Source organism: Brevibacillus laterosporus LMG 15441 (assembly GCF_000219535.2).
In the GTDB taxonomy this organism is placed as follows: Bacteria; Bacillota; Bacilli; order Brevibacillales; family Brevibacillaceae; genus Brevibacillus_B; species Brevibacillus_B halotolerans.
This window is the reverse complement of sequence record NZ_CP007806.1, coordinates 3,301,938-3,323,952: the sequence shown is the minus strand read 5'-3', so window position 1 is coordinate 3,323,952 and position 22,015 is coordinate 3,301,938. Positions and strand designations below refer to the sequence as shown.

General features: G+C 35.3%; 25 protein-coding genes, 1 pseudogene and 1 riboswitch. Of the genes and pseudogenes, 16 read left to right on the top strand and 10 right to left on the bottom strand.

Features of this window, described 5'->3' with window-relative positions:
* Positions 1-32: 32 nt before the first annotated feature.
* On the top strand, positions 33-440 hold the full coding sequence (locus BRLA_RS14310) for a hypothetical protein (RefSeq protein WP_003335861.1): 408 nt from the start codon (positions 33-35) through the stop codon (positions 438-440).
* A 114-nt stretch (positions 441-554) separates the two neighbouring features.
* Here BRLA_RS14310 and BRLA_RS14305 read toward each other — a convergent pair whose 3' ends face one another.
* Positions 555-1,565 carry a zinc-dependent alcohol dehydrogenase family protein gene (locus tag BRLA_RS14305; RefSeq protein WP_003335862.1) on the bottom strand — a complete coding sequence of 337 codons (1,011 nt, stop codon included), beginning with the start codon at positions 1,563-1,565 and terminating at the stop codon, positions 555-557.
* Between the two features lie 401 nt (positions 1,566-1,966).
* Between BRLA_RS14305 and BRLA_RS14300 the strand changes: the two genes are divergently transcribed.
* On the top strand, positions 1,967-2,848 hold the full coding sequence (locus tag BRLA_RS14300; RefSeq protein ID WP_003335863.1) for a DMT family transporter: 882 nt from the start codon (positions 1,967-1,969) through the stop codon (positions 2,846-2,848).
* A gap of 78 nt (positions 2,849-2,926) precedes the next feature.
* Positions 2,927-3,391: an aminoacyl-tRNA deacylase gene (locus BRLA_RS14295; RefSeq protein WP_003335864.1), complete on the top strand. Its 465-nt coding sequence runs from the start codon at positions 2,927-2,929 to the stop codon at positions 3,389-3,391.
* A gap of 126 nt (positions 3,392-3,517) precedes the next feature.
* On the opposite strand, the gene BRLA_RS14290 is transcribed toward BRLA_RS14295, so the two are convergent.
* Positions 3,518-3,931 (bottom strand): hypothetical protein, encoded by a 414-nt coding sequence (locus BRLA_RS14290; RefSeq protein WP_003335865.1) that lies wholly within the window; start codon positions 3,929-3,931, stop codon positions 3,518-3,520.
* 351 nt (positions 3,932-4,282) lie between these two features.
* Here BRLA_RS14290 and BRLA_RS14285 point away from each other — a divergent pair, with 351 nt between their 5' ends.
* On the top strand, positions 4,283-4,771 hold the full coding sequence (locus tag BRLA_RS14285; RefSeq protein WP_003335867.1) for a DUF456 domain-containing protein: 489 nt from the start codon (positions 4,283-4,285) through the stop codon (positions 4,769-4,771).
* A 388-nt stretch (positions 4,772-5,159) separates the two neighbouring features.
* Here BRLA_RS14285 and lexA read toward each other — a convergent pair whose 3' ends face one another.
* Positions 5,160-5,780, bottom strand: a complete 621-nt coding sequence (gene lexA, locus BRLA_RS14280; protein ID WP_003335869.1) for a transcriptional repressor LexA — start codon at positions 5,778-5,780, stop codon at positions 5,160-5,162.
* Between the two features lie 160 nt (positions 5,781-5,940).
* Here lexA and yneA point away from each other — a divergent pair, with 160 nt between their 5' ends.
* From yneA to crcB, 3 genes are all read left to right on the top strand, one after another.
* The gene (gene yneA, locus BRLA_RS14275) at positions 5,941-6,324 is read left to right on the top strand and encodes a cell division suppressor protein YneA (protein ID WP_003335870.1); all 384 of its coding nucleotides are present in this window, start codon (positions 5,941-5,943) and stop codon (positions 6,322-6,324) included.
* A gap of 78 nt (positions 6,325-6,402) precedes the next feature.
* Entirely contained in the window at positions 6,403-6,591 is a 189-nt protein-coding gene (locus tag BRLA_RS14270; RefSeq protein ID WP_041752233.1) for a DUF896 domain-containing protein, read from the top strand.
* A gap of 58 nt (positions 6,592-6,649) precedes the next feature.
* A riboswitch (Fluoride riboswitch) is annotated at positions 6,650-6,709 on the top strand.
* A 59-nt stretch (positions 6,710-6,768) separates the two neighbouring features.
* The gene (gene crcB / locus BRLA_RS14265; protein ID WP_003335872.1) at positions 6,769-7,149 is read left to right on the top strand and encodes a fluoride efflux transporter CrcB; all 381 of its coding nucleotides are present in this window, start codon (positions 6,769-6,771) and stop codon (positions 7,147-7,149) included.
* Positions 7,150-7,228: 79 nt separating this feature from the next.
* Here crcB and BRLA_RS14260 read toward each other — a convergent pair whose 3' ends face one another.
* The 3 genes from BRLA_RS14260 to BRLA_RS14250 form a co-directional block, all read right to left on the bottom strand.
* On the bottom strand, positions 7,229-7,408 hold the full coding sequence (locus BRLA_RS14260) for a hypothetical protein (RefSeq protein ID WP_003335873.1): 180 nt from the start codon (positions 7,406-7,408) through the stop codon (positions 7,229-7,231).
* Between the two features lie 668 nt (positions 7,409-8,076).
* Positions 8,077-8,556, bottom strand: coding sequence for a hypothetical protein (locus BRLA_RS14255; protein ID WP_003335874.1), 480 nt, complete (start codon positions 8,554-8,556; stop codon positions 8,077-8,079).
* 1,225 nt (positions 8,557-9,781) lie between these two features.
* Entirely contained in the window at positions 9,782-10,096 is a 315-nt protein-coding gene (locus BRLA_RS14250) for a hypothetical protein (RefSeq protein WP_003335876.1), read from the bottom strand.
* Positions 10,097-10,969: 873 nt separating this feature from the next.
* On the opposite strand from BRLA_RS14250, the gene BRLA_RS14240 reads away from it, so the two are divergent.
* The 4 genes and pseudogenes from BRLA_RS14240 to BRLA_RS14225 all read left to right on the top strand — a co-directional run bounded on the left by BRLA_RS14240 (position 10,970) and on the right by BRLA_RS14225 (position 15,237).
* Positions 10,970-11,422: a prealbumin-like fold domain-containing protein gene (locus BRLA_RS14240; RefSeq protein ID WP_003335877.1), complete on the top strand. Its 453-nt coding sequence runs from the start codon at positions 10,970-10,972 to the stop codon at positions 11,420-11,422.
* Positions 11,423-11,793: 371 nt separating this feature from the next.
* The gene (locus BRLA_RS14235) at positions 11,794-13,149 is read left to right on the top strand and encodes a DUF3238 domain-containing protein (RefSeq protein ID WP_003335880.1); all 1,356 of its coding nucleotides are present in this window, start codon (positions 11,794-11,796) and stop codon (positions 13,147-13,149) included.
* Positions 13,150-13,247: 98 nt separating this feature from the next.
* Positions 13,248-13,688, top strand: coding sequence for a hypothetical protein (locus BRLA_RS14230; protein WP_003335881.1), 441 nt, complete (start codon positions 13,248-13,250; stop codon positions 13,686-13,688).
* 127 nt (positions 13,689-13,815) lie between these two features.
* Positions 13,816-15,237 (top strand): annotated as a pseudogene (locus tag BRLA_RS14225) (IS1182 family transposase).
* A 53-nt stretch (positions 15,238-15,290) separates the two neighbouring features.
* Here the strand turns inward: BRLA_RS14225 and BRLA_RS14220 are convergent.
* Positions 15,291-15,551 (bottom strand): hypothetical protein, encoded by a 261-nt coding sequence (locus tag BRLA_RS14220; protein ID WP_041752231.1) that lies wholly within the window; start codon positions 15,549-15,551, stop codon positions 15,291-15,293.
* Positions 15,552-16,220: 669 nt separating this feature from the next.
* Between BRLA_RS14220 and BRLA_RS23790 the strand changes: the two genes are divergently transcribed.
* The gene (locus BRLA_RS23790) at positions 16,221-16,481 is read left to right on the top strand and encodes a hypothetical protein (RefSeq protein WP_003335885.1); all 261 of its coding nucleotides are present in this window, start codon (positions 16,221-16,223) and stop codon (positions 16,479-16,481) included.
* Between the two features lie 11 nt (positions 16,482-16,492).
* On the opposite strand, the gene BRLA_RS14210 is transcribed toward BRLA_RS23790, so the two are convergent.
* Positions 16,493-17,101, bottom strand: a complete 609-nt coding sequence (locus BRLA_RS14210) for a hypothetical protein (RefSeq protein ID WP_003335886.1) — start codon at positions 17,099-17,101, stop codon at positions 16,493-16,495.
* A gap of 151 nt (positions 17,102-17,252) precedes the next feature.
* Here BRLA_RS14210 and BRLA_RS24295 point away from each other — a divergent pair, with 151 nt between their 5' ends.
* The 3 genes from BRLA_RS24295 to BRLA_RS14200 all read left to right on the top strand — a co-directional run bounded on the left by BRLA_RS24295 (position 17,253) and on the right by BRLA_RS14200 (position 18,845).
* Positions 17,253-17,417 carry a hypothetical protein gene (locus BRLA_RS24295; RefSeq protein ID WP_003335887.1) on the top strand — a complete coding sequence of 55 codons (165 nt, stop codon included), beginning with the start codon at positions 17,253-17,255 and terminating at the stop codon, positions 17,415-17,417.
* Between the two features lie 147 nt (positions 17,418-17,564).
* Complete coding sequence (locus BRLA_RS14205; protein ID WP_003335888.1) at positions 17,565-18,080, top strand: hypothetical protein; 516 nt, start codon at positions 17,565-17,567, stop codon at positions 18,078-18,080.
* Between the two features lie 195 nt (positions 18,081-18,275).
* Positions 18,276-18,845 (top strand): hypothetical protein, encoded by a 570-nt coding sequence (locus tag BRLA_RS14200; protein WP_003335889.1) that lies wholly within the window; start codon positions 18,276-18,278, stop codon positions 18,843-18,845.
* Between the two features lie 35 nt (positions 18,846-18,880).
* On the opposite strand, the gene BRLA_RS14195 is transcribed toward BRLA_RS14200, so the two are convergent.
* On the bottom strand, positions 18,881-19,480 hold the full coding sequence (locus BRLA_RS14195; protein ID WP_003335890.1) for a hypothetical protein: 600 nt from the start codon (positions 19,478-19,480) through the stop codon (positions 18,881-18,883).
* A 277-nt stretch (positions 19,481-19,757) separates the two neighbouring features.
* Here BRLA_RS14195 and BRLA_RS14190 point away from each other — a divergent pair, with 277 nt between their 5' ends.
* On the top strand, positions 19,758-20,054 hold the full coding sequence (locus BRLA_RS14190; RefSeq protein WP_003335892.1) for a hypothetical protein: 297 nt from the start codon (positions 19,758-19,760) through the stop codon (positions 20,052-20,054).
* Between the two features lie 550 nt (positions 20,055-20,604).
* On the opposite strand, the gene BRLA_RS14180 is transcribed toward BRLA_RS14190, so the two are convergent.
* Positions 20,605-21,755 (bottom strand): IS3 family transposase gene (locus BRLA_RS14180; RefSeq protein ID WP_119912750.1). Its coding sequence is split into 2 segments (ribosomal slippage): positions 20,605-21,515 and positions 21,515-21,755, totalling 1,152 coding nucleotides; the frame shifts between segments, so codons are not numbered across the junction.
* Between the last annotated feature and the right edge of the window lie 260 nt (positions 21,756-22,015).

Sequence of the window (22,015 nt, the reverse complement as noted above, 5' to 3'; positions counted from 1 at the left end):
TTACTTTTTAACAATAATCTAAGGGAGGAATTATGATGTTTAAAAAAATTCTTTTAGCTGGTGTATTAGGAGTTGCAGGATTGACAGGAGCAAGCTTCACAGGTTTAGAAGCAACGAAAGCAAGTGCGGCAAGTGTTCAAGATCAAGATGTGTTTAAATATTATTCTTTAAGCTCTTATGAAGTTGCTCCAAAAGAATCCTTCTATCTAAAAAAAGGGGAAGAGCTTAGCGTTACCGTAACAAATTCAGGCTATCCGATCACATACACAGTCTATGATGCTGATAATAAGGTCATAGGTACATATGATACGTACGCAAGGTACGGCCGTATCTTTACAGCTACAAAAGATGGAAACATTTCTGTTCAATTTCAAGCAGGTGTAAATTCTTCTTTCACAAAGAAAATGAACTTTACTGCTACATTTTCTATTTATAAATAAGTCGAATAAGTTATACGATTTGTAGAAATCATACTTATTTGAAAACAAACTGGCGAATAAAAGTCACCAGAAATGGTAAGTAGGTCCTTCCTCAATAGAAGGACCTATTTATTTTTAAGCGAAAATATGATGATTCACTTTATTGCGCAAGAATATTTTCCCCCTATTTCTAGAGGATTCTGCCATCTGAACGGCTTTTTGGACCTCCAAAAGATCGTAATGAGCATAAGGCATCATGAGCCCCAATTTTTGCTTCATTATTAATGCTATTACATGAGAGAAGGTGTCTTGCCAGGTTTGTACAGATACCTGCTGATTCCAATGCCTTAAATGAAATAATCTAATGTTTACCTGTGTTCTACGCGAAATTTCCCCCCAATGAACAGGTGTTCCCGATAAAAGTCCAATCGTTACCAATGTCCCATTCGGCCGAACACAAAAAGCTAGGTCTGAACCAGCTGTGCCACCTACAGAATCAATAGCAGCAGTAGCTCCTTGGCCATTTGTCAATTCCATAACCGTTTGATGTAATGCGGTGTCAGAGGTGTTAATGACAGCAAAGGCGCCTAATTGAAGAAGTTCTTCGGTATAGAAATGATTCCTTGTGACCGCAATCAGTCGAAACCCAAGAATCGCAGATAACTGGCAAAGGATACGTCCAATTGAAGAACCACAAGCATTGACCAGAAGGATATCACCTTCCTTTAATTGTAATACTTCTGTACACGTAATCCAGGCTGTTATAGGGTTTATATAGAGCTGAGCCGCGATGTAATCTTCCATGGAAGGTGGTATCGTGATTGCTAAATCTGCTGGTGCTGTCACATAATCCTGCCAGGTCCCTTCTCCCCGCAAAGGAAGAACACGTTTGCCAAGAAGCTCATGAGAAACGGAAGATCCTACTTCCTCAACAATGCCGACACCTTCATACCCAGGAATGGTAGGCAATGAAATACGATGAGAATATGCTCCTCTAATAGGAAGCAAGTCAGATGGATTTATAGGACGATCAATCATGCGAACAAGAATTTCTCCATTCATAGGAGATTTCATTTGTTTTTGTTCAACCTGTAAAACCTCCTGCGGGTTTCCAAACGCATGAAATCTAATACATGTAGCTATCAAAGTTGTACGTCTCCTTTATCTTTTATCCTCTAGATTATTTTATAATATAAGTACTTGTCATGATGCTAGTGAATGTGGCTTTAATGTTCAAATTTACAATCCGTATAGTTATTGGTTAAGCAATGCAGCAGACAGCAGAAATTCTACTATTTATTTAGAATTTTTTGTTATAAAGCAGAAGTTTGCTTGCAATGTCTTCAAGATTATGAATAATAGTATATAACTTAAAAGGTTTTCTTTATTCTAATTACCTGCATGTTTTTGCTTTGTAGCTACTAAGGCCAGTTTCATTTTTCTTTTAGCAGTAAGAAGAGCGGGTTCAGTCCTATGAACCCGTTTTATTATAGTTTCATTATAGTAGTTAGATTAATAACCTCTAAAAATAGATTGGAGTAAAAATTATGAATATAAGGGCTTTTATTCAAATGTTCATCTCGATGACGATTTTTGGATCAGTAGGATTTTTTTCCGTGTTAACGGGTCTTTCCGCTTTAGAATTGGTTTTTATTAGATGCATTTGTGCGACAGTTTTTCTTGGTTCGATTTGGTTTATTACAGGAACGTATGCCAAAGAGCAATGGAGCAAAAAAGAACTAATGAGGATTGGCTTCTGTGGTATAGCAAATTTATTAAATTGGATTTTCTTGTTTAAATCCTTTGAGCTGATTTCGATTACAGTTGCCATCTCTCTCTATCATCTTGCTCCGATGATTGTCTTACTTGTCGGTAGCTTTCTTTTCAGAGAAAAGGTAACCATACTTTCAATTCTGGCTATCTCTGTATGCTTTGTAGGAACGATTTTTATCATCGGAGTAGATGGTGATCTCTCAAATGCTTCGTTTCAAATGACAGGATTTTTGTACGCTATTCTAGCGGCTCTTTTTTATGCAGTAACGATGATTTTAGGGAAGAGTATACAACAAGCAAGTGTCTATGCCACAACGTTTATTCAAACTGCTATTGGCGCGATATGCTTGCTTCCCTTTATCCATTACCATGTATTTTTAGACCTAACTCCGCAGAATTGGGCATACGCGATCATTACTGGCATTATCCACACTGGTGTTGTTTATCTTCTGTTTTTCGATAGTGTACGAAAACTATCGACCAGAACCATTTCAGGAATGGTATTTTTGGATCCAGCTGTTGCTATTTTATTAGATGTGATCATTATTGGATTTCGACCAAATATGATACAAACAATAGGAATTTTATTAATATTTATTGGGATGCTTTATACGTTAAAAAAACCAAAACAACAAAAAACAGCGAATATTACGTAAAAAAGATCACCTGCACTCTTGATTAACTAGTGGGGTACAGCTAAAATGGGGAAAATATTTTAGGATGGAGAGGGATCAATGAATTCTTATGAGCTGCAAATAAAAGAGTACCTACATGCAAAAGCTGCTGATGCCCAGCACTTTATACTGAATCAATCTTGCCATACGGTCGAAGAGGCGGCTAAAGCTGTGAATGCTTCTATTGATGAGCTGGTTAAAAATATTTGTATGATTGATGAAGATGGACGACTAATTGTGGCCATTGTAAAAGGAGAGGATCGAGCTAGTACATCACGAGTAAGTAAGGGACTCAATATAAAAAGACCTCGTTTGGCAGATGAAAAGGAAGTATTAGAAGCAACAGGTTATCCAGCCGGTGGGGTTCCTTCTTTTGGATTTGAGGCGATTTTTTTGGTTGATCCGAAAATAACAGAATTAGAGTATGTTTATACGGGAGGAGGCTCTCCTCATTCATTAGTGAAAATAAAGGTAGAAGATTTAGTAAGATTAAATAGCGGAAAATTGATGCGTGTAAGAAAATAGGCGATGCGATACAGCTAGCATTAAGGCATTTCCTCGCATACGACAACCCATTCTCCTACACCAATTTTTAGGGAATGCAGAGGCTGTAAGAGCTGATACTAATTGCGTGATAACGTGATAAAAAGACTAGTGAATCGTCACGTTGCCTGTAATAGGAACAGGTTTTATGCTAGCGTTTTGCAGAATAACAATCCAATGTGAATGTCGTGGGACGGTTACAGTAGAGCCTTTTGGGTAGATTTTTTCAGCTCCGTAGGTATTTGCATTCAGTAGATACCAGCCCAATGAATCTACTTTCTTATCAAACGTAACCGTTACGCTACCGCCTTTCGCAAGGAAAAAAGGGCCTGTAACACCAGCTTCCCCATAACCTCTATCCCATTCCTTTACCGTTAGTGCAAATGGAATAGAATATTGGCTGTAAGCATTACTACTAATCGTTACTTTTGTTGTGCTATGCTTATCTAAAGCCGCGTAGCTAGTCGAGGACAGTAAGAAAACAAGTGGTACTGCTAATAAAGAACAAACAATTTTGTGCATCTTGTAACCTTCCTTTCCGAAATAGGATATACAGGCTTGAAGCGGGGACAATTTAGTATATAGTATTAATTTCTCTAAATGTTATATTTTTCCTGTTATCCATATACCTTTTTCTTGCTGTCCTTTTGCCTGTATGAAGTGGAAAAAGGAACTGGTAAAAGAGCGCTATAGGTAAATAGGTCAGGCTTTGCTAAAAATGAGATCATAAAAAAGAGCAGAATCATGTATATGTAGGAAAAGACACGTTTCGCAAACAAGAAAAGGAAACTCCTAAGTAAAAATGAAACGTAGGAGGGCACTGAAACGTACATATAGAAAACGGGTCAGATGCAACAAAGAGGGGGGTTAAACATGGATGTTTTATTATGGTTGATTGTTATACTTCTATTCGGTGTAAGTATTGCTGGTATTTTCTTCCCAGTGTTACCTGATACGATTATGTTATGGGGCGGTTTTTTACTATATCAATTCGCGATTGCAGAGCCTGGAGCAGGATTACCGGTTTCCTTCTGGTGGGGAATGGGGATTTTGAGTGTGGTGTTATTTGGTGCTGACCTATTGACTAATATGTACTTTGTTAAAAAATATGGTGGCTCAAAAGCATCAGCAATCGGGTCAATATTAGGTGTTATTATTGGTGTACTTACGTTTCCGCCATTTGGTATGATTATTCTCCCATTTGTATTTGTATTATTAATTGAAATGCTGATGCAAAAACAACCGGCAGAACGAGCTTTTAAGATAGCGATAGGAAGTCTTATAGGTTTCTTTAGCAGTGTCATTATGAAAATCTCTATCCAACTCATCATGATTATCTGGTTCTTTATTGTTGCTTGGTAAAGCTTATTGTGGATCGTTACATTGGATTTTGAGTGTTGATCCATTCCATATAACCGAGATTGTCAAATTCTCTATCATTTCCTGTAGGGAAACCGGCAATCTCGGTTTATTTGTGTTTACAAATCAGAATTAGAGAAGGCTTGTTTGAAGATTGTTTGAAGATTTGCTAAAAAGAAACACTGTTTTAAGTGGCTATGCAGCTAATTTACACCTAAATATAAGTCCAAATAGTAGGAGAAACACGAAAGGTATCAAGGAGATAGGTAGAGTGGGGCATAAAATAAACCGTTACAAACAATAAATTTGAGCAGTAAAAAACTCTTGGCGAGTATGATCCTCACCAAGAGTTTGTACGTGTAAGCATGTGAGAAGTTAAAAATCCAATGCACTAGTGGAAAAGGCGGTAAACGCCAATTACTTTACCTAAAATCGTCACATTATCTAAAATGATTGGTTCTAGTTGTGAGTTTTCCGGTTGTAGACGGAAGTGGGTTTTCTCTTTAAAGAAACGTTTTACAGTTGCTTCATCCTCTTCGGTCATGGCTACCACGATATCCCCGTTGTTAGCTACATTTTGTTGGCGGACAATTACATAATCGCCATCTAAAATGCCTGCTTCGATCATGCTCTCTCCCATAACGCGCAACATGAACACATTGTCAGACGTAACGATGTTTTCTGGCAATGGAAAATATTCTTCCACCTGTTCAATAGCTGTAATAGGTTGACCTGCCGTTACCTTACCAACCACTGGTACTCGAACGATGGAGCTTTCATAATCGTCCTGTAGACGAGTCTCGTCCAATAATTCAATAGCACGTGGCTTAGTAGGATCGCGGCGGATTAAGCCTTTCTTTTCAAGTCTTGCGAGATGACCGTGAACAGTGGAACTGGAAGCTAGTCCTACGGCTTCACCGATTTCTCGAACAGACGGGGGATAACCTTTATCTTTTACTTCCTTACGAATAAAATCAATGATCGCTTGTTGGCGATTGGAGAGTTTGGACATTTCGAACACCTCATTCTCTCGATCCAGATATTTTCTACATTATACCATGAGAATTTGCGTTCGACAAACATTAGTTCGATTCTTTTGCTTGACAGGAATATTTGTTCGCATTATGATGATGTTATCAGAATGAGAACAAACGTTTGTGAGGGTGATGATAATGATGGTACAATCTAGCAATTGTCAGAATCTATATAAAGATAAAACAAAAACAATGACGAGTAAGAACACATTGGTACATCATAGAAAAGGGATAACGCGAGGGCAAGCAATCGTAACGTTATTGCTGATCATAGTATCCTTTGCAGCAGGCAGCATGATTTTTGGAAAAGAGAAGGTGGCTATTGCGGCTCCCCATACACAGCAGGTAGCTATAGTCATTACAATTCAGCCAGGTGATACGCTGTGGAGTATTGCACAAGCTTATCAACAGGAATCTGGGCTATCAGCCAGAGAGCTAATGGATGAGATCATGAAACAAAATCAGTTAGATAGCCCCATGATTTATGCAGGAAATAATCTAGCTATTCCAGTATACCGATAAGCGGGAGCCATAATTTATATCTCCTCTCCTTTGGTCTTGTGTTATAATAAAGAGAAGTTAGTTGAGGAGGTATCACCATTGGTTACTGATGCAGAAGTAAAACGTATTAATGAATTAGCCAAGAAATCGAAGGATGTTGGCTTAACTCCAGAAGAAAAAACGGAGCAACAAGTTCTTCGTCAAAAATACATTGATGCTATGAAGGCTTCCTTGAAATCTAGTTTAGATTCGATCCGTTATGTAGAGGATGAGGAACCTAAGCACTAGTCTATGTGATTTTTCCAAATGATCCGTAGCACTAGTGCTGTGAAACAGGTTTTTACAAGTAAATAGAGGCGATGGAGTTCGCCCTAAGCGCCAATAGGCTAATGACTCCTACCAGTAATATTACTGGTAGGAGTTTGTTTGTATATATGTGAAAAATAGTGGAAAAGGAGAGAATGCATGTCTTTTTTAATTGTTGGACTATCAGGAATGTTGGGGGCTGTATCCCGATATTTAGTAGGAGCATGGACAGCGGGCTGGTGGGAGCTCTCATTTCCTTTAGGTACGCTAGTAGTCAATTTCATAGGCTGTATCGGATTGGGAGCTCTCAATCAATATCTCTTAACCCGAAATCAACTGCCTGCTTGGTTTACCTTAGGAGTAGGAACAGGGTTTATTGGTTCTTTCACGACCTTTTCGACTTTTAGTGTAGAGACACTTACCCTTTGGCATCAGCATCAATATGTACTTGCCATTTGCTATGTACTGGCTAGTCTATGGGGTGGTTTACTGATGGTATGGCTTGGCTTTCATATCAAATGGAAAACGAAAAAGAGTTAGTTGTACTTAATCCTTTCAATTGAAGCTGGCAATGGTGTACCCCTTCTAGCCACTACTTTTGTAAATGGTGTATTAACAACTATGGTGTAAAAATAGTTCTTATCATTTTGCTTTTATCTGGATCACTGAGTACTGGCCATAGATCTGGAAGCTTAAGCATGAATTCAAACGCATCAGAACATGATGCACTTGCTTTCATTTGTTTATTAATAGCTTCCAGATCATTTAATGACTGAGTTTTTAAATCACGTTCCTCCATTGTCCGCTTTCGTAATTCTTCAACTGTTAGAAGCTCCTCAACAAATGCAAATTGCCATTTCTTTTTGCTTTCCTGAAGTTTATGTAGCTGCTTCTCAACATCATTTTTAGCAGTTTCTAATTGTGATTTCTTCTTAATCTGATTCCTTAGCGAGTTTCTTAATGAAAAAACTTACTGATACCAAGTATATAAAAGATGCTACTAGAACGATTCGTGATTCTAATTAGGGCCCCAAGCAAATTACAGGTGACGGAATATAATTGTGGAATTGATTTTACAATATATATCCCGATACGCGCATGGAAACCCTTACATAAGTGAAACTTCTTATGAAGAAACAATATATTTTGTAGATAGAATGTTGCTTACGTTAAATATATTGTAAGTCAACTATAGAAAAAGAAGAGATTGAATTTATTTTTTGACTCTGTTATACAACAATGTTGATCATTCATAAAAAAAAGGACTCCTTTTAAGTCCTGTTCAGAAAAATTAAATGGGGGTTGGCATTCTCTTTCTATGGTTTTGTTGGTTGAGCGGAAAGACCAACTATATCTGTGGAACCAAATATTAGCAATGTAATTAAAATAACTATTAGTATTAATTCCGAGAAACCCTCTCCATCAAAATTTTTCATTATGAGCTCACCCTTTTCCTTTTAATACTTATTAATTATCCATTTTCTTTTTAAGTGCCTGAATAATCTCATCCACAGTTATATTGCCATTATCGTTGAGAAATTTTAGCATGCTATCTACATTTGTATTGTTCAAATCGCCTAATGTAACGTACTTTCCCGTTAAACTGACAATCATCGTAGCTTGTCTAAACAATTGAACAGCATCTACTCTTAACTTACCAGTTAAAAGAAGAGCAGCCACAATAAGCTCTAAATTATTGCCATTCATGCAATGTAAAATGGATGAATTATTGGTTGATTGTTTCTTTTTAGCATTATTGGTTGACTGTTTCTTTTTTTTATTATTGGATGAATAATTGGTTGGCTGCTTCTTTTTTTTATTATCTGATGAATTATCGGTTGGCTGCTTCCTTTTTTCATTATCTAATGAATTGTTGGCTGACTGTTTCTTTTTAGCATTATTCGATGAATTTTGTGCTAACATGTTATTTTTTTGAAAGGAATCCATTTATTCTTCCTCCCACCAAACATAGTAATTGCTCATACATATCGGTGTGAGGTGAGACTGTAAAATACAATTTCGCAAGTTTCACCCTTTAGTACAAAACAAATAGAGTGCACACACTGACTTATAACCCATCATATTCAAAGAACGGATTTATTGTGCTTGGTAAAAATTTTTTGCGATTAAACTACTCGTTAGCTGAATAACAAATCACATTCTTTAACAGAACCTATTTTTGGGGGAATGGGAACGGGCAACCCTTTTCATTCTTGGTAATAATGTACATAACAAATTTGCATTCACACTATTTGTGTTTAGTTAGAGTACCTATGCTCTTTCCGATTGTATATTGAGTCACTATGTTGGCTAAATAAGAAAAAGACGAGTCAATGCCTTTGGTCGATAGTAGCTCATATGGAATGCAAATGTGGTAACAATTGGGGCTACTTATATTCGGGATGATTCACGTTGTACGCCTTTAGATTTCTAGGAAGATGATGAAGAGTGGTTAATCAGATAAGCTTCACCAGCCTTACCAAACACCAAATGCACGACATGATACTGCATCACAGTCAAATCTGGAAAAGGTAAACCGAACATTATCGCTGTTACGGATAGGTACCGATTTGATCAGGATGAATGATGTAGGCACGAAGATATGTATATCCTCGGTTCGTATGAACAGGGCATGATTGTTAGCTTTGGATAGGAGGAAGCACAATGACCAAACAGCAGCTCATTGAAACAGTGTAAGGGGCATCGTTATCCCCTTACACCCCACAAAAACTAATCTCTTCGAATGATCAAATATAATACCAAACCAATGATAGGAAAAGCCAATACAACTATTAATGCAATGAGTGAGAATTCCTTACTATTACCTCTACTTCTTGAATCACGATAGGCCCAGATACTAAAGAAAATATTTAAGAAAATGGGCAGCAATGCAAAAAAACTATGTATAATTTCGCCCATGTCAATCAAGGATATCACCTGCTTTTTAAGTTTGTGAGACATTTCGATTATATAAAAAAATTGGTAAATTGGTGTAATCTTTTTCACTAGGTTAATTACTCAACATACGATTTGTTAAAAATTGCATGGTTTAAGGAAAGGCCGGTCAGGAAGTAGGTAAGAATATTTTCTCTGAAAAAGCTTGGAACTGTAGAAAAAAACAAGAGACTGAGCTTCGAGTCTCAGTCTCTTGATAGTTTCAGTAATGAAAAAATTAATTGGTAACAGTAATGTAATAGACAACATGTTGCCCATTACCTAAAGTTCCACCTACAGAGGCTCTGCCTTCTTTGAGAGCAACGACTTTACCATTTCTATCAAGTGAAATAACACCATAATCTCCATTTAGGTAGAACCCACTTCCTGACAGGTAAAGGACATCTCCAACTTTCAAACTTGCAGGAACTTCAACTGTGTCCATTGCAGAGACTGAGCTTGATGTCACTTCTTGCTTTGCATGAACTTGGTTTACGCCAAACAAAAGAGGAACCAACATCATTGCTGACATGACTGCTTTACCTTTTGTCATAGAACCACAACCTTCCTTAAGTAGTATGTTACGTGCTTGATTATAAATGCCATTCTATTTACTGTAAATAACAATTATAGTAAAAAAAGTAAATAACTCAAATGTTTTGTCGATGACTTTGAATATGTTTAACACTGTATGGACTTTTTTGCTGCCAAAATATGATAAAGGGCGTGAAGTAAGGGCAGTTGCAAGCTATTTAATACGTGACTTATTACAACATTCAGGGTTTTTTGAGAGGCATTATGGCTACTCAAACTTGGCTGGTAACTTTGATGGTTAGGGTATCTCTTTTGGAATTATCCAATTTAACTTTGGACAGAGAACTCTTCAACCAGTTTTAAAACAATATATTTCATACCATGAAAAAGAATTCTATTCTATTTTCGGAAAAGAAAAAGGAGATATTCTTAAAAAAGTAGTTTTTGAGTACGGTTTTAGACAACAAGTTCAATGGGGAGCGAGTATTTCCAATCGTGGAGTAGTAATAAAGGAATGGGAGAAGCCTTTCATGGAGATGGGAAGAAGTAGAAATAATCAAAAGTGCCAGGAAGATGTGGCGATGGATTGTTAATCGAGCGGAAGTTTTTTTTGATTTATTTGGTATTATTTCAACACAAGGTCTTGCTTTTGTTTTTGATCACGTGGTTCAAAGTTGAAGTTTTAATAATATGCAACGAATTTTGCGTGAAATTCGAGAAAAAGAAGACGAGTATCGTAAAGCGCATGATAATATCATGTGAAAAACCGGATATTTACGGGCAGCTTTTTATTTTTTAATAAATAGAGATAAATTTCAAAAATAGTTCGAAATATTTGCAATTTTTTGTAATATAATACTTATATTACAAAAAATAATAGGAGTTTAATGTAGTGAAACTATTCAAATCTACAGTAGTAGCTATGACTCTAGTAGCTGGATTATCGACTTTTTCTGTTGGCGTGTCAGCAAGTGAAAATCAGCAGGTTAAACCTAAGAGTGTTAGTCTTCAAACCGCATCAACACAAGAATTAAGAATGAGTTATGAGTTGAGCCGTCTTATGAGGCAAACAAAAACAAAGGAATTTTGGGTAGGTTCAACAACTGATGTTACTTTTACACTTCTTCAATGGTGGGGGGATGGTAAGAGAGATGGATACCCTAAGGTGACATACAAGCTTATGAATCCTAATGGAGAAGTATCCGTTAAGGAGGTATATGGTCAAATTACAATTGAGGGGGATTTCAAGATAACATTTCCCAATCTTCCTCCTGGGAGTTACTATATCCACATTATAAACAACTCTGATTTTCCTATTCACGGGTTTGGATATGTTGAATATTAAAGAAAGTCATCTAAAAAAACGTGTGGCTGAACTTTTTCTTTTAAAATTTTTTATAAAAAAGAAGTCACTCTTGATGAGTGGCTTTTTTTGTCATGCAAAAGCCACCTATAAGTAGAGAGACAAATAAATCTTTTGTTATTGACATATGTTGAGCTAAGGATACTTCATGTCTTTTTGTAAACAAAAAAGAATTGCTGTTGATAAAAAAATGGATGAAGTACCAATATAAAAAGCTAATATTTTTTTGAAGAGTTCTTATATGGGTAGAGAATAATATTTTTTGAATCTAATATTATAAAAAAATGGTAAAATTATCATAATAATGTTATTATTAAATTGTAATATAATTATAAAAATGGTGGTGTATAGAAATGAAGAGGATGTTACTATCCGGCATAATCGCTTTATCTACAATTTTTGGATCAGCTAATGCATATGCTTCAGAAAAGGTCAGTCATCAAGACCTACTAAAAAACATTACTATTGAGCCTCATCAAGATCAAATTATCCTTAAATGGGGAGATATACCCAATACAGCTCAATATAAGGTTTATCAGGGGGACACTGAGTTATTCAGTGGCTTAGAAAACTCCTTTATACATAATAATTTAAAATCAGGAAAAAGCTATAAGTATAAGTTAGTAGCTCTTGATTCTGACAATTCTGAGATTATGAGCACAAAATTATATACTGAGACTTTGGAATCAGAAATAAAAAATGCGGGTCTAATTTCGCTATCTGCTAATGATAACGAAATAAATGATACTGTTGTTTCAACGATTTCCGATGGGAAAAATATAAAATTTGACTGGGATGATAACGGACAGGTAGAGGAGTATCAAATTAAGAAAAACGGAAAAATAATTGATACTGTCCAGACAAGTGAATATAGTGATGAATTGGACGGAGGAGAAGAGAAGGTTATCTATGAGTTTCTTGGTAAAATTCCACTAGATAAAGAAGAAAAGGAAAAGAGAAAAGAGAAAATACAGCATCTTTTGAAAAGTGGAGAAGCTAATGATTCCGAAATTGTTTCAAAAGGCGAAGAACTCCTCTATAATTATGTTTCAATTATTAAAATTGTAGAGAAAGAAAAAGTATCTCCGTTAGGGATTTCTTCAAATAATGATGTAGATAACGTAAAGTTAAGATATACAACTTTTATAGGTGACGAAATTGTGGGAAATCCAGTACCGAATTGGTTAAGATTAACTGGAGACAAATGGGAGAGAGACGTTGAATATTTTGGTGGAGATAATAGAGATTTTGCAGTTTCCCATTCTCGTTTTAGAACCCAGATAAATATTGAATCGGATTTTACAGATGAAGATACAACTTTATCAAAAAAAGTGAATAGCTCAACTTTTTATGACTCTAATAAAAAATTACTTAAAACCAAAAAGGCAGGTAGTAGTGGAATTAGATTAGATGAAAAAATTGTAAATATGGATAATATCAAATTTGATATTGAACATTCAGTTGGAATTCCATATTTAGAAGGTTCTTTAAAATTTACTCCGCCAGGAATTGATTACGCTTTTACTGCAAGTCTTTTTAGAGAAGACGGTGACTATAAAATTAAGGGTTGGCATGATGGGGCACCAAGTCATGAGTTCTACATATCTTTTGATGATGGTCCATACGAAGAATTATTTCAACACGATCTTTATGATTTCTTTTATTTATTCGAACTGACTCCAAAACATTATTTTAATATCTCTAATTAAACTGGAAGACTGGGAGCCCTTAAGCTTCCGGTTTTTTCACCTTAGTGAAATTAATGTATGTGAACTATTAACTAGACTAGTAATAAAGGGGGAAGGCAATGTTACACAGAATCTTTGTTGGGGTCGTTACCGCAATACTTTTTTGCTTAGTTCTTGCAGTGTCAGAATATACACCAATGACAGCACGTCAGCCGAATACCTATTATTTTCCTTTTATAACTCTAATGCTAATCTATCTAATGTACTCCATCCCGATATTTTTGTTTATTGGAATTCCCTGCACTATCTTAATCGATTTTATTACTAATAGAATGGAAATATCGACTAAAAGTAAGCTTTATTTTTTAAATTTAGGATTATATTCTTTAGCGGGTATTTCTATAGCTTGGTTTTTCTTCGGATTAAATAAAGGGGATATTCTACAAAAAATATTTAACTATAAAGCTTATATTATATATATAGTTGGATCGCTACTTTTTTATCATATATCTCTTGTCACAATGATTATTTTTAAAAAAATGACTAAGGACACAAACTGAAGCTCTGAGTATTAATTAGATCAGCACCTACTAAGGTGCTTCTGCGTGTAGACAAAATACCGAAAGGTATGGAGATCTGCACGCTTTTTTGTTGAATGTATGAATATAGTGGAAAGGAGTGAGTTTCTTGTTAAAAAGACAAGATGCAGAAGCCCGTTACCAACTGTCCGTTGTTTCGTTAGATGAGCTTGTCCCTTCTGATCATTTAGTTCGTAAAATTGAGAAAGCAATTGATTTTACTTTTATATATGACCTTGTAAAAGACAAATACTCGGCAGATAATGGGAGACCGAGTATCGACCCTGTTGTGCTATTAAAGATCGTATTTATTCAATATTTATTTGGAATAAAATCTATGCGTCAGACAATCAAAGAACTGGAGACTAATGTTGCTTATCGATGGTTTATCGGGTATGACTTCACTCAACCAATCCCTCATTTCTCTACCTTCGGTAAATATTATGCTCGCCGTTTTCAAGATACAGATCTTTTTGAAACCATTTTTGCACATATTCTTGGAGAAGCTCTTACACATCGATTTGTTAATCCTTCCGTTATATTTATTGATTCTACTCACGTAAAGGCTAATGCAAATAAGAAGAAATACAGAAAGACCATAGTTGAACAAGAGCCTAAAAAATATCTATCTTATTTAACAGAAGAATTAAATCAAGATAGGATCGATCACGGAAAGAAGCCCTTGCCAAAAAAGTCTGAGTCTATAAAAAAGGAAGTGAAGTTGAGCACTACTGATCCTGATAGTGGTTGGTTTATTAAAGATGAAAAAGAAAGGTTATTTGCATACTCTTTCCATGCCGCAAGCGATAAGAACGGATTCATATTAAGTGCAAAAGTAACAGCTGCTAATGTCCACGACAGCCAAGTGTTTCAGTTTTACATCAAGCTATTCATCAAGTGGGAAAACCGTATGCAGTAGCAGTAGATGCAGGCTATAAAACCCCTTATATCGCTAAAACCCTCATTACATCTGGTATACGTCCTGTAATGCCGTATACGCGACCACGTACAAAGGATGGATTCTTTAAGAGATACGAATATGCTTACGATGAATACTATGATTGCTATGTTTGTCCTGCAAATGAAGTATTATCTTATGAAACAACAACTCGTGAGGGGTATCGAATGTAACAGATCGAATCCATCCATCTGTAAAGATTGTTCCTTTCGGAACCAATGTACAAATAGCAAGGATGCAGTGAAAAAAATCAGTCGTCATATATGGGCAAAATACATAGAAGAAGCTGATCATCTTAGACATACGTCAAAAAATAGAGAAATCTATTCGAGAAGAAAAGAAACGATTGAACTAGTATTCGCAGATTTAAAGGAAAAGCATGGCTTGAGATGGACCACTTTACGGGGGATTAAAAAAGTGACCATGCAGGTGATGCTTGTTTTTGCTGCTATGAATTTAAAAAAACTATCTACTTGGCTTTGGAATCCTGAAAAGGAGAAGCGCAAGCTTCTTCAGTTACTGATTTTTTCCCAACAAAAAATAAAACAAACTCTCCTTATATCTGTAGCTTAAGGAGAGTTTGTCCACAGCCTGAAGCCTTGCATTAATTGCAAGGCTTAATGTTTTTATAGTAGCTCAATATAATGCTTTGCTTCCCGAGGTGTTAATTTAAGTTTATCTTGGGCTAATTTCTTTGCCTCAGCCTTTTGTCCTCGCTCAAGCAACGTTTGTAATTTTAAATCTAATTCATTTTCAATGGCTAATTTTTTAGAAATTTCTTTTAGCCTTATATTAGTTATTTTTATTGAAATGTACATATTTTTAAACAAGATCAAAGTTACTATAAAAAGAGTGGTCACCCAAATGATAATAGAAACACTGTCCATAGAATACCTCCTAAATAAATAAAAGTGCATCAGTTACGACTCAATTTACTATAATATGGAAACTATTTCCAGTCTTTAATTGGATATGTCAGAAATCCAATTTTTATATCTATTTAATTTGTTGCAGATTTGAATCTATAGTCGCAATCCCGCCTTGCTTTATAAGCTTGCCACAATTTGTATCCTGCTTTAGTACCGAGTACAGCATATGCTTCTTGTTGGTAAGATTCCGCCGACACGTAATAACATAATGAGGGTTCTGATGGAAACCTGTTGAGGGTGTATGAGAGTAGACAGTAAATAAAACCTACTCTAAATCAGTTTCATACGTCCGGTAGTTAGCTAATATATTTCATAGCATGAAAAAGAATTCTACTCTATTTTCGGAAAAGAAAAAGGAGATATCCTTAAAAAAGTAGTTTTTGAGTACGGTTTTAGACAACAAGTTCAATAGGGGGCGAGTATTTCCAATCGTGGAGTAGTAATAAAGGAATGGGAGAAGCCATTCATGGAGATGGGAAGAAGTGGAAATGATCAAAAGTGCCAGGAAGATGTGGCGATGGATTTTGTTAATCGAGCGGAAGGTTTTTGTGATTCATTGGTATTATTTCAACACAAGGTCGTGCTTTTGTTTTTGATCACGTGGTTCAAAGTTGGAGTTTTAATAATATGCGACGAATTTTGCGTGAAATTCGAGAAAAAGAAGACGAGTATCGTAAAGCGCATGATAATAGGTCTCTGCCAGATGAAGATCGCTTAAGTATTATTTTAGATTTTATTCCAGATGATGCAACTCACCAATTTAAAAGATGTTCCCTAATCAAACAAGGCTACGGATATTATGGAGATAACCGTTATGATATCAGTGATTTTGGATATGGGTCATTAAATTACAGTAGTTCATTTTATAAAATGAGAATGGGGGAATAATACCCCGTTTTTTATTTTAAAAGTTTTGTAAAATCCGGTTCCTGCTTTATCTCTAAGGTTTTCTTAATTTTGAAAGTGGGCAGATCAACTATATAGACAGTGTATGTTTTATATACCTTGTCACTATTATGGAAGTCTACATAATGAATAGTAATATAGGAAAGAGCTAAAGATTTTTTAACTGATGAAAATTGATAATCTGCAAAAAGGAATTTTTCATTAATGGGTAGTGTTGTGATTTTTTCATTCTCCTTTTTTAGTAAAAGAGAGTTACAAAGTTTAACTCCACATTGATATTTTAGGAGTAAATAGGTTGCATCCTTATTTTCTAAGAGGATCATACCACGTGTAGCAACACCCAGTTCAGCTTTTTTTTGTTTATCATCTTCTAGTTCTGAGTAAATCTCATTAAATTCTGGTATAGATTTGATTGGGACTTTTATGTTCTTTGTTTTGTCATTATAGTCTTCAAACGTAATATGATCTAAATCTTGTATGGATAAATATTCAGGAGGTGCACCTGTTCCAAAGGTAGGTTCTTCTACAGATGGAGAAGCTGCATAGAATTGAAGAACACCTAAAAGAATAAGCGTAAATAACCCAACTGATCTTACTTTCATCTGTGGTTCATCCTCCATATATACCAATTTTTACAAGTATAACATGATAAAGGGTAAATATCCTTAGGTATGTGAAGAACTTTGAAGCTTATTCGTTTTCGGATAGGCTTTTTGTCATGCAAAAGCCACCTATAAGTAGAAGGGTAAAACGATGGGAGGTGCTGAATTGAAAAGCGTTTCTTTAAGTGATAAAGAAATTGAATTAATCATTAGCGCTCTTGACTATCAAAACTATGAATTTGCAACCTATGAGGATGATATAGGTCATTACGATCTTAAATTAAAGCTAGAGCAAAGACTTAATCAAACACAGTAGCTACCTATATCCATCAAATGTTGTAGATTAATGCATGAAAGATACGAAAATTAAAATATATTAAAAAATATCAAAGCATTGCAAAATATTGTAAAAAAGTATATATTTGGTATATATTTACATTTAAATTACTTGGAGGTGCTTTAATTGAAAAAAGTAATTTTTAGTCTTTTAACATTAGCTCTAGTTACAAGTATTTCCTCATCCGCATTGGCTACAGAAAAAATTGGAGCAACAGAAGTAGCAGAAGCAACAAAAGCGACAGAAGTAAATACGTGTGCAGCGATATTCTATGATCGTGAACCAAATGATGACTTTGAACAAGCCAATGCATATATGATAGGTGGACAAATAAATGGGGAATTGCCTATGGATAAGGTTAGAGATAGATTAGACTACTATACATTTACCCCTACGCGCTCGGGTAAAGTTAGTTTAGTCTTTGCTTATAGTAAAGGAAAGTCGAATATTTTTAGTGTAGAAGTGTATGAAAAGTGGAGAGAAGGGAAACGCCCAAGTAGGATAACATGGACAGAAGATCCAGGAGAGGTTTTACAATTTGATGTTAAAGCAGGAACAAAATACTATATATGTATCAGCGCTGGGGCAAGAGATTCGGATTTTAGACATGATTACAATGTATACACAGAGTATATAAATTAAACTCAATAAACGAACAGGGCTACTCGATAACCGGGTAGCTTTTTTTGCCGCTAAAAATGATAAAGGGCGTGAAGGAATGGCAATTCCAAGTTCATTAGTCAGAGACATTTTGGTACACACTGGTTTTTTTGAAGGACACGATGGCTTTTCTACTGAATTCTTCAGTTTAACTTTGGTCAAGAAACTCTACAGCCTGTGCTTAAAAATTATATTAGATATCATAAAGCAGAGTTTACATCTACTTTTGGGAAAGAAAAGGCAACCATACTCAAGAAAGTAGTTTTTGAATATAGAAAAGAGGATCAAGTCAGGTGGGGAACGAGTATCTCCTTGCGGGGTGGAGGAGTAGTACCAGAGTGGAAAATTCCTTTTCAGGACATGGGTAGAAGTCGAAACAATCAAAAGTATCAAGAGGATGCTGATATGCAGTATGTTGATCGTGCAGAAGATTATTGCAAAAGGTTCGGTATCATTACAACTCAAGGACTAGCTTTTATTTTCGATCATATGGTTCAGACCTACAGGTTTGTAGATGAGCGATCTATATTCGTTAAAATAAGGGAACTAGAAGACGAATATCGTAAGTCTCATGATCGGGAACGCTTACCAGACCAAGATCGTTTAAGTGTCATTTTGGACTATATTTCAGAGAGTGCTAATCAAAAGTTACGCCGTGGCTTAAATAAAGAGGGTTATGGTAATTATCTAGGAAAGACATATGATATTTCCGATTTTGGTTCATTGTCTTATTACTCATATTTCTAATGAAAAAGAGGGGCCATACATGCCCCTCTAAAATTTTATGAGTTTTCACGTATGATTTTGTTTAAATCAGGAGTTTGTTGTTTTAAGGAGATTGTCTTATGTTTTTTTAACGTAGAAGTATCTATGAGGTATACCGTATATTCCTTATAGTCATTTCGGAGATCGGAAATAAAAGATAATGCTAATATCTCTTTATTTGGTGAAAATTTATGTTCTACATAAATTTGAGATTCTGGAATAACAGGGGTTGTTGTAATTTTGTTGTGGTCTTTTTTTATTAGAACTGCGTTACATAGTTTAGTACCACATTGATATCTGAGGAGTAGATAGGTTGTATCCTTATCTCCTGAGAGGATGATTCCACGGGTAGCATATAGCTCCATTTTTTTAAGGTTATCGTTTTCTAATTTTGAGTAAATCCTATTAAATTCTGGTATAGATTTGATTGGTATTTTTATGGTCTTGGTTTTGCTACTGTCGTCCTTAAACCTAACATTATCTAGGTCTTGGATGGATAAATATTCAGGAGGTGCACCGGTTCCAACGGTAGGTTCTTCTATAGATGAAGAAGCTGCATAGAATTGAAGAACACCTAAAAGAATAAGCGTAAATAACCCAACTGATCTTACTTTCATATAGGACCAAGCCTCCGTATATACCAATTTTTACAAGTATAACATGATAAAGGGTAAATATCCTTAGGTATGTGAAGAACTTTGAAGTTAAGCTTATTCGTTTTCGGATAGGCTTTTTGTCATGCAAATGCCACCTATAAGTAGAAGGGTAAATATGAGCGAAAACAAGTTGCTTTAAAAGAGAATATATTTTTTGTGGAAATATGAAACATTAAAAAAGTAAGGCAAAATCCCATGTATAATAGAGGGTATCATATGTAAGAAAGGGGTTGTTGCTATGGAGAAAATAAGGATAGTTGGTGACATCAACAGTGGTAATTATTCTGCTTATAAAAATGATGATACTGAACCATTTGTTAGTATAGTAGGATGGACAAATCGTGGGTTATCAGCAATAAGAAAAATGGTTGGTAATTATTTGGTGACTCAATGTGGTTATTCAACAACAACCAATATACCACAGCATAATATCAAGCCAGATAGACCAGAGAGTAAAAATGATCTTCATAAAATTTGTACTGTGCAAGATTATCTTGATGCAGTAGACCCAGCTAAAAAGTATAGAAAATCTTAAAACATCCGTCAAACGGATAAGTAATAAACAGGCTATTTGATGATGGGATAGCTTTGTCAGATATAATAGTATGGGCCACTCATAAAGGGTATAAGGTAGAAAACATTATATGTGTTAGGAAGACAATAATACAGGCGAAGCATAAATTACATTTCAAAATGGGCTGGGGTGCTATTATGCCAAAGAGCTTTAAGACCACATGATTTATTCAGTGGATACAGTATTAGGGTAGTAGCTAAGGTAGAAGGTGATGGATATTAAAAAAAAGTAACCACCATGTGGTAGCTACTTTTTTATTTTGATCTTAAATAATGGACCAAATTCTCCATCACTCATCCTACTCTCTACCCAACTGTAAGGAACCTGTATGGCAACATGGTGATTCGAAGTTTGTGTACTATAACCTAAAATAGTATCTCCATTTTCTAGGTCTTGAATTTCCTTATATTTTACATATACGGTTATAGTAATAAGACTCATAATAATTACATCTCTTTAGAAAATTTTACTTGGATTTGAGTCAATATCTTGGACACAATTAAGTTAAGTACTAGGATGCTTTTCTTTGCAAGTCTTCTACTTCTTGAGGTGTTTTGTAGCCTAGACTACCATGAATTCGGGTTCGGTTATACCAACCTTCTATATATGTAAAAAGCGCAAGCTTTGCGGATTCATAATCAATGTAAGTCACATGGTTTACTTCTTCTTTCTTCAGAATGGCATGGAACGATTCGATACAGGCATTGTCATAGGGACAGCCCTTTCTGCTAAATGAGTGAACAATGTGAAGTTGCTTAACATCTTGCATGAAATCCTTACTCGTATATTGGGCACCTAAATCAGTATGAAGTACCAAATCCCTTGCGGGTTTTTGAATATCATAGGCATTTTTTAATGCATGCAAAACTACATCCACTGTCATATGACGTGAAAAAGAGTACCCTATGATTTTTTTAGAATGTAGATTAAGAACGGATGCCAAATAACACCAACCATCCCGAAGAGTATGAATATACGTAATATCTGCTACCCATTTCTCGTTACTAGATGTTGTTTTAAAATCTTGCTGAAGTAGATTAGGTCTTTCCATAACTCTGTCTTTGCTTCCTTGTGGGCGGAATTTCTTACGCGTAATGGATCGAATATCGGCCTTAATCATTAATCGTTGCACTTTTTTCTGGCTAATAGAAAAGCCTTCTCTATTCAAAAGATAATGAATCTTGGGAGCACCATAACGTCCCTTGCTATCCTGATAAATTTCAAACATTCTCTTTCTAATCAGTTGGTTCTCTTTATGACGTGGAGAGTGCTCTTTCTTTTGGAATTGATAGTATGTACTTCTGGAAAGATTGAGTACCTTACACATAGTCTGTACAGAGTACTTTTCTCTGTTTGCTGCAATAAATTGATTCAGTTCTGCAATTTCTACTTTTTCGCGAATATGGCCATGGCCTTTTTTAGAATTTCATTTTCCTGTTTCAATCGAAGTATTTCCTTCTGCATAGCAGCGATCTCTTTAGGTGCAATAGATTGTCCTGCTTCTCCGAGAGGAGTAAATTCTTTGATCCATTTGTAAATAGTGACTTCTGAAATGCCATATTCGCTAGATAATTCCTTTACAGAGTAACCAGAGTGATAAAGATCTACCACTGTTCTTTTAAAATCTTCATTGTATCTCTTGTTCGTTTTTTTGTGTTCCATCCGGACTCATCTCCTCTTGTTTCATTGTAAGGACTTAACTAAGAGGTGTCCATGAAACTATACTAACTCCAAAGATATTCTAAATGTGGACTATGAGACAGAAGAGGTTTTTACTAGATCTTATGTTGATAAAAAAACAGTGATTTCTATAAGAGACACGAAAAAGTTTGACCTTAAAAATCGGTTAGTATTAAGTAACAAAGATCCTATATATTTTGTGGATAACATCAAAAAATATTAGGTTTGACTTGTTTATTTAG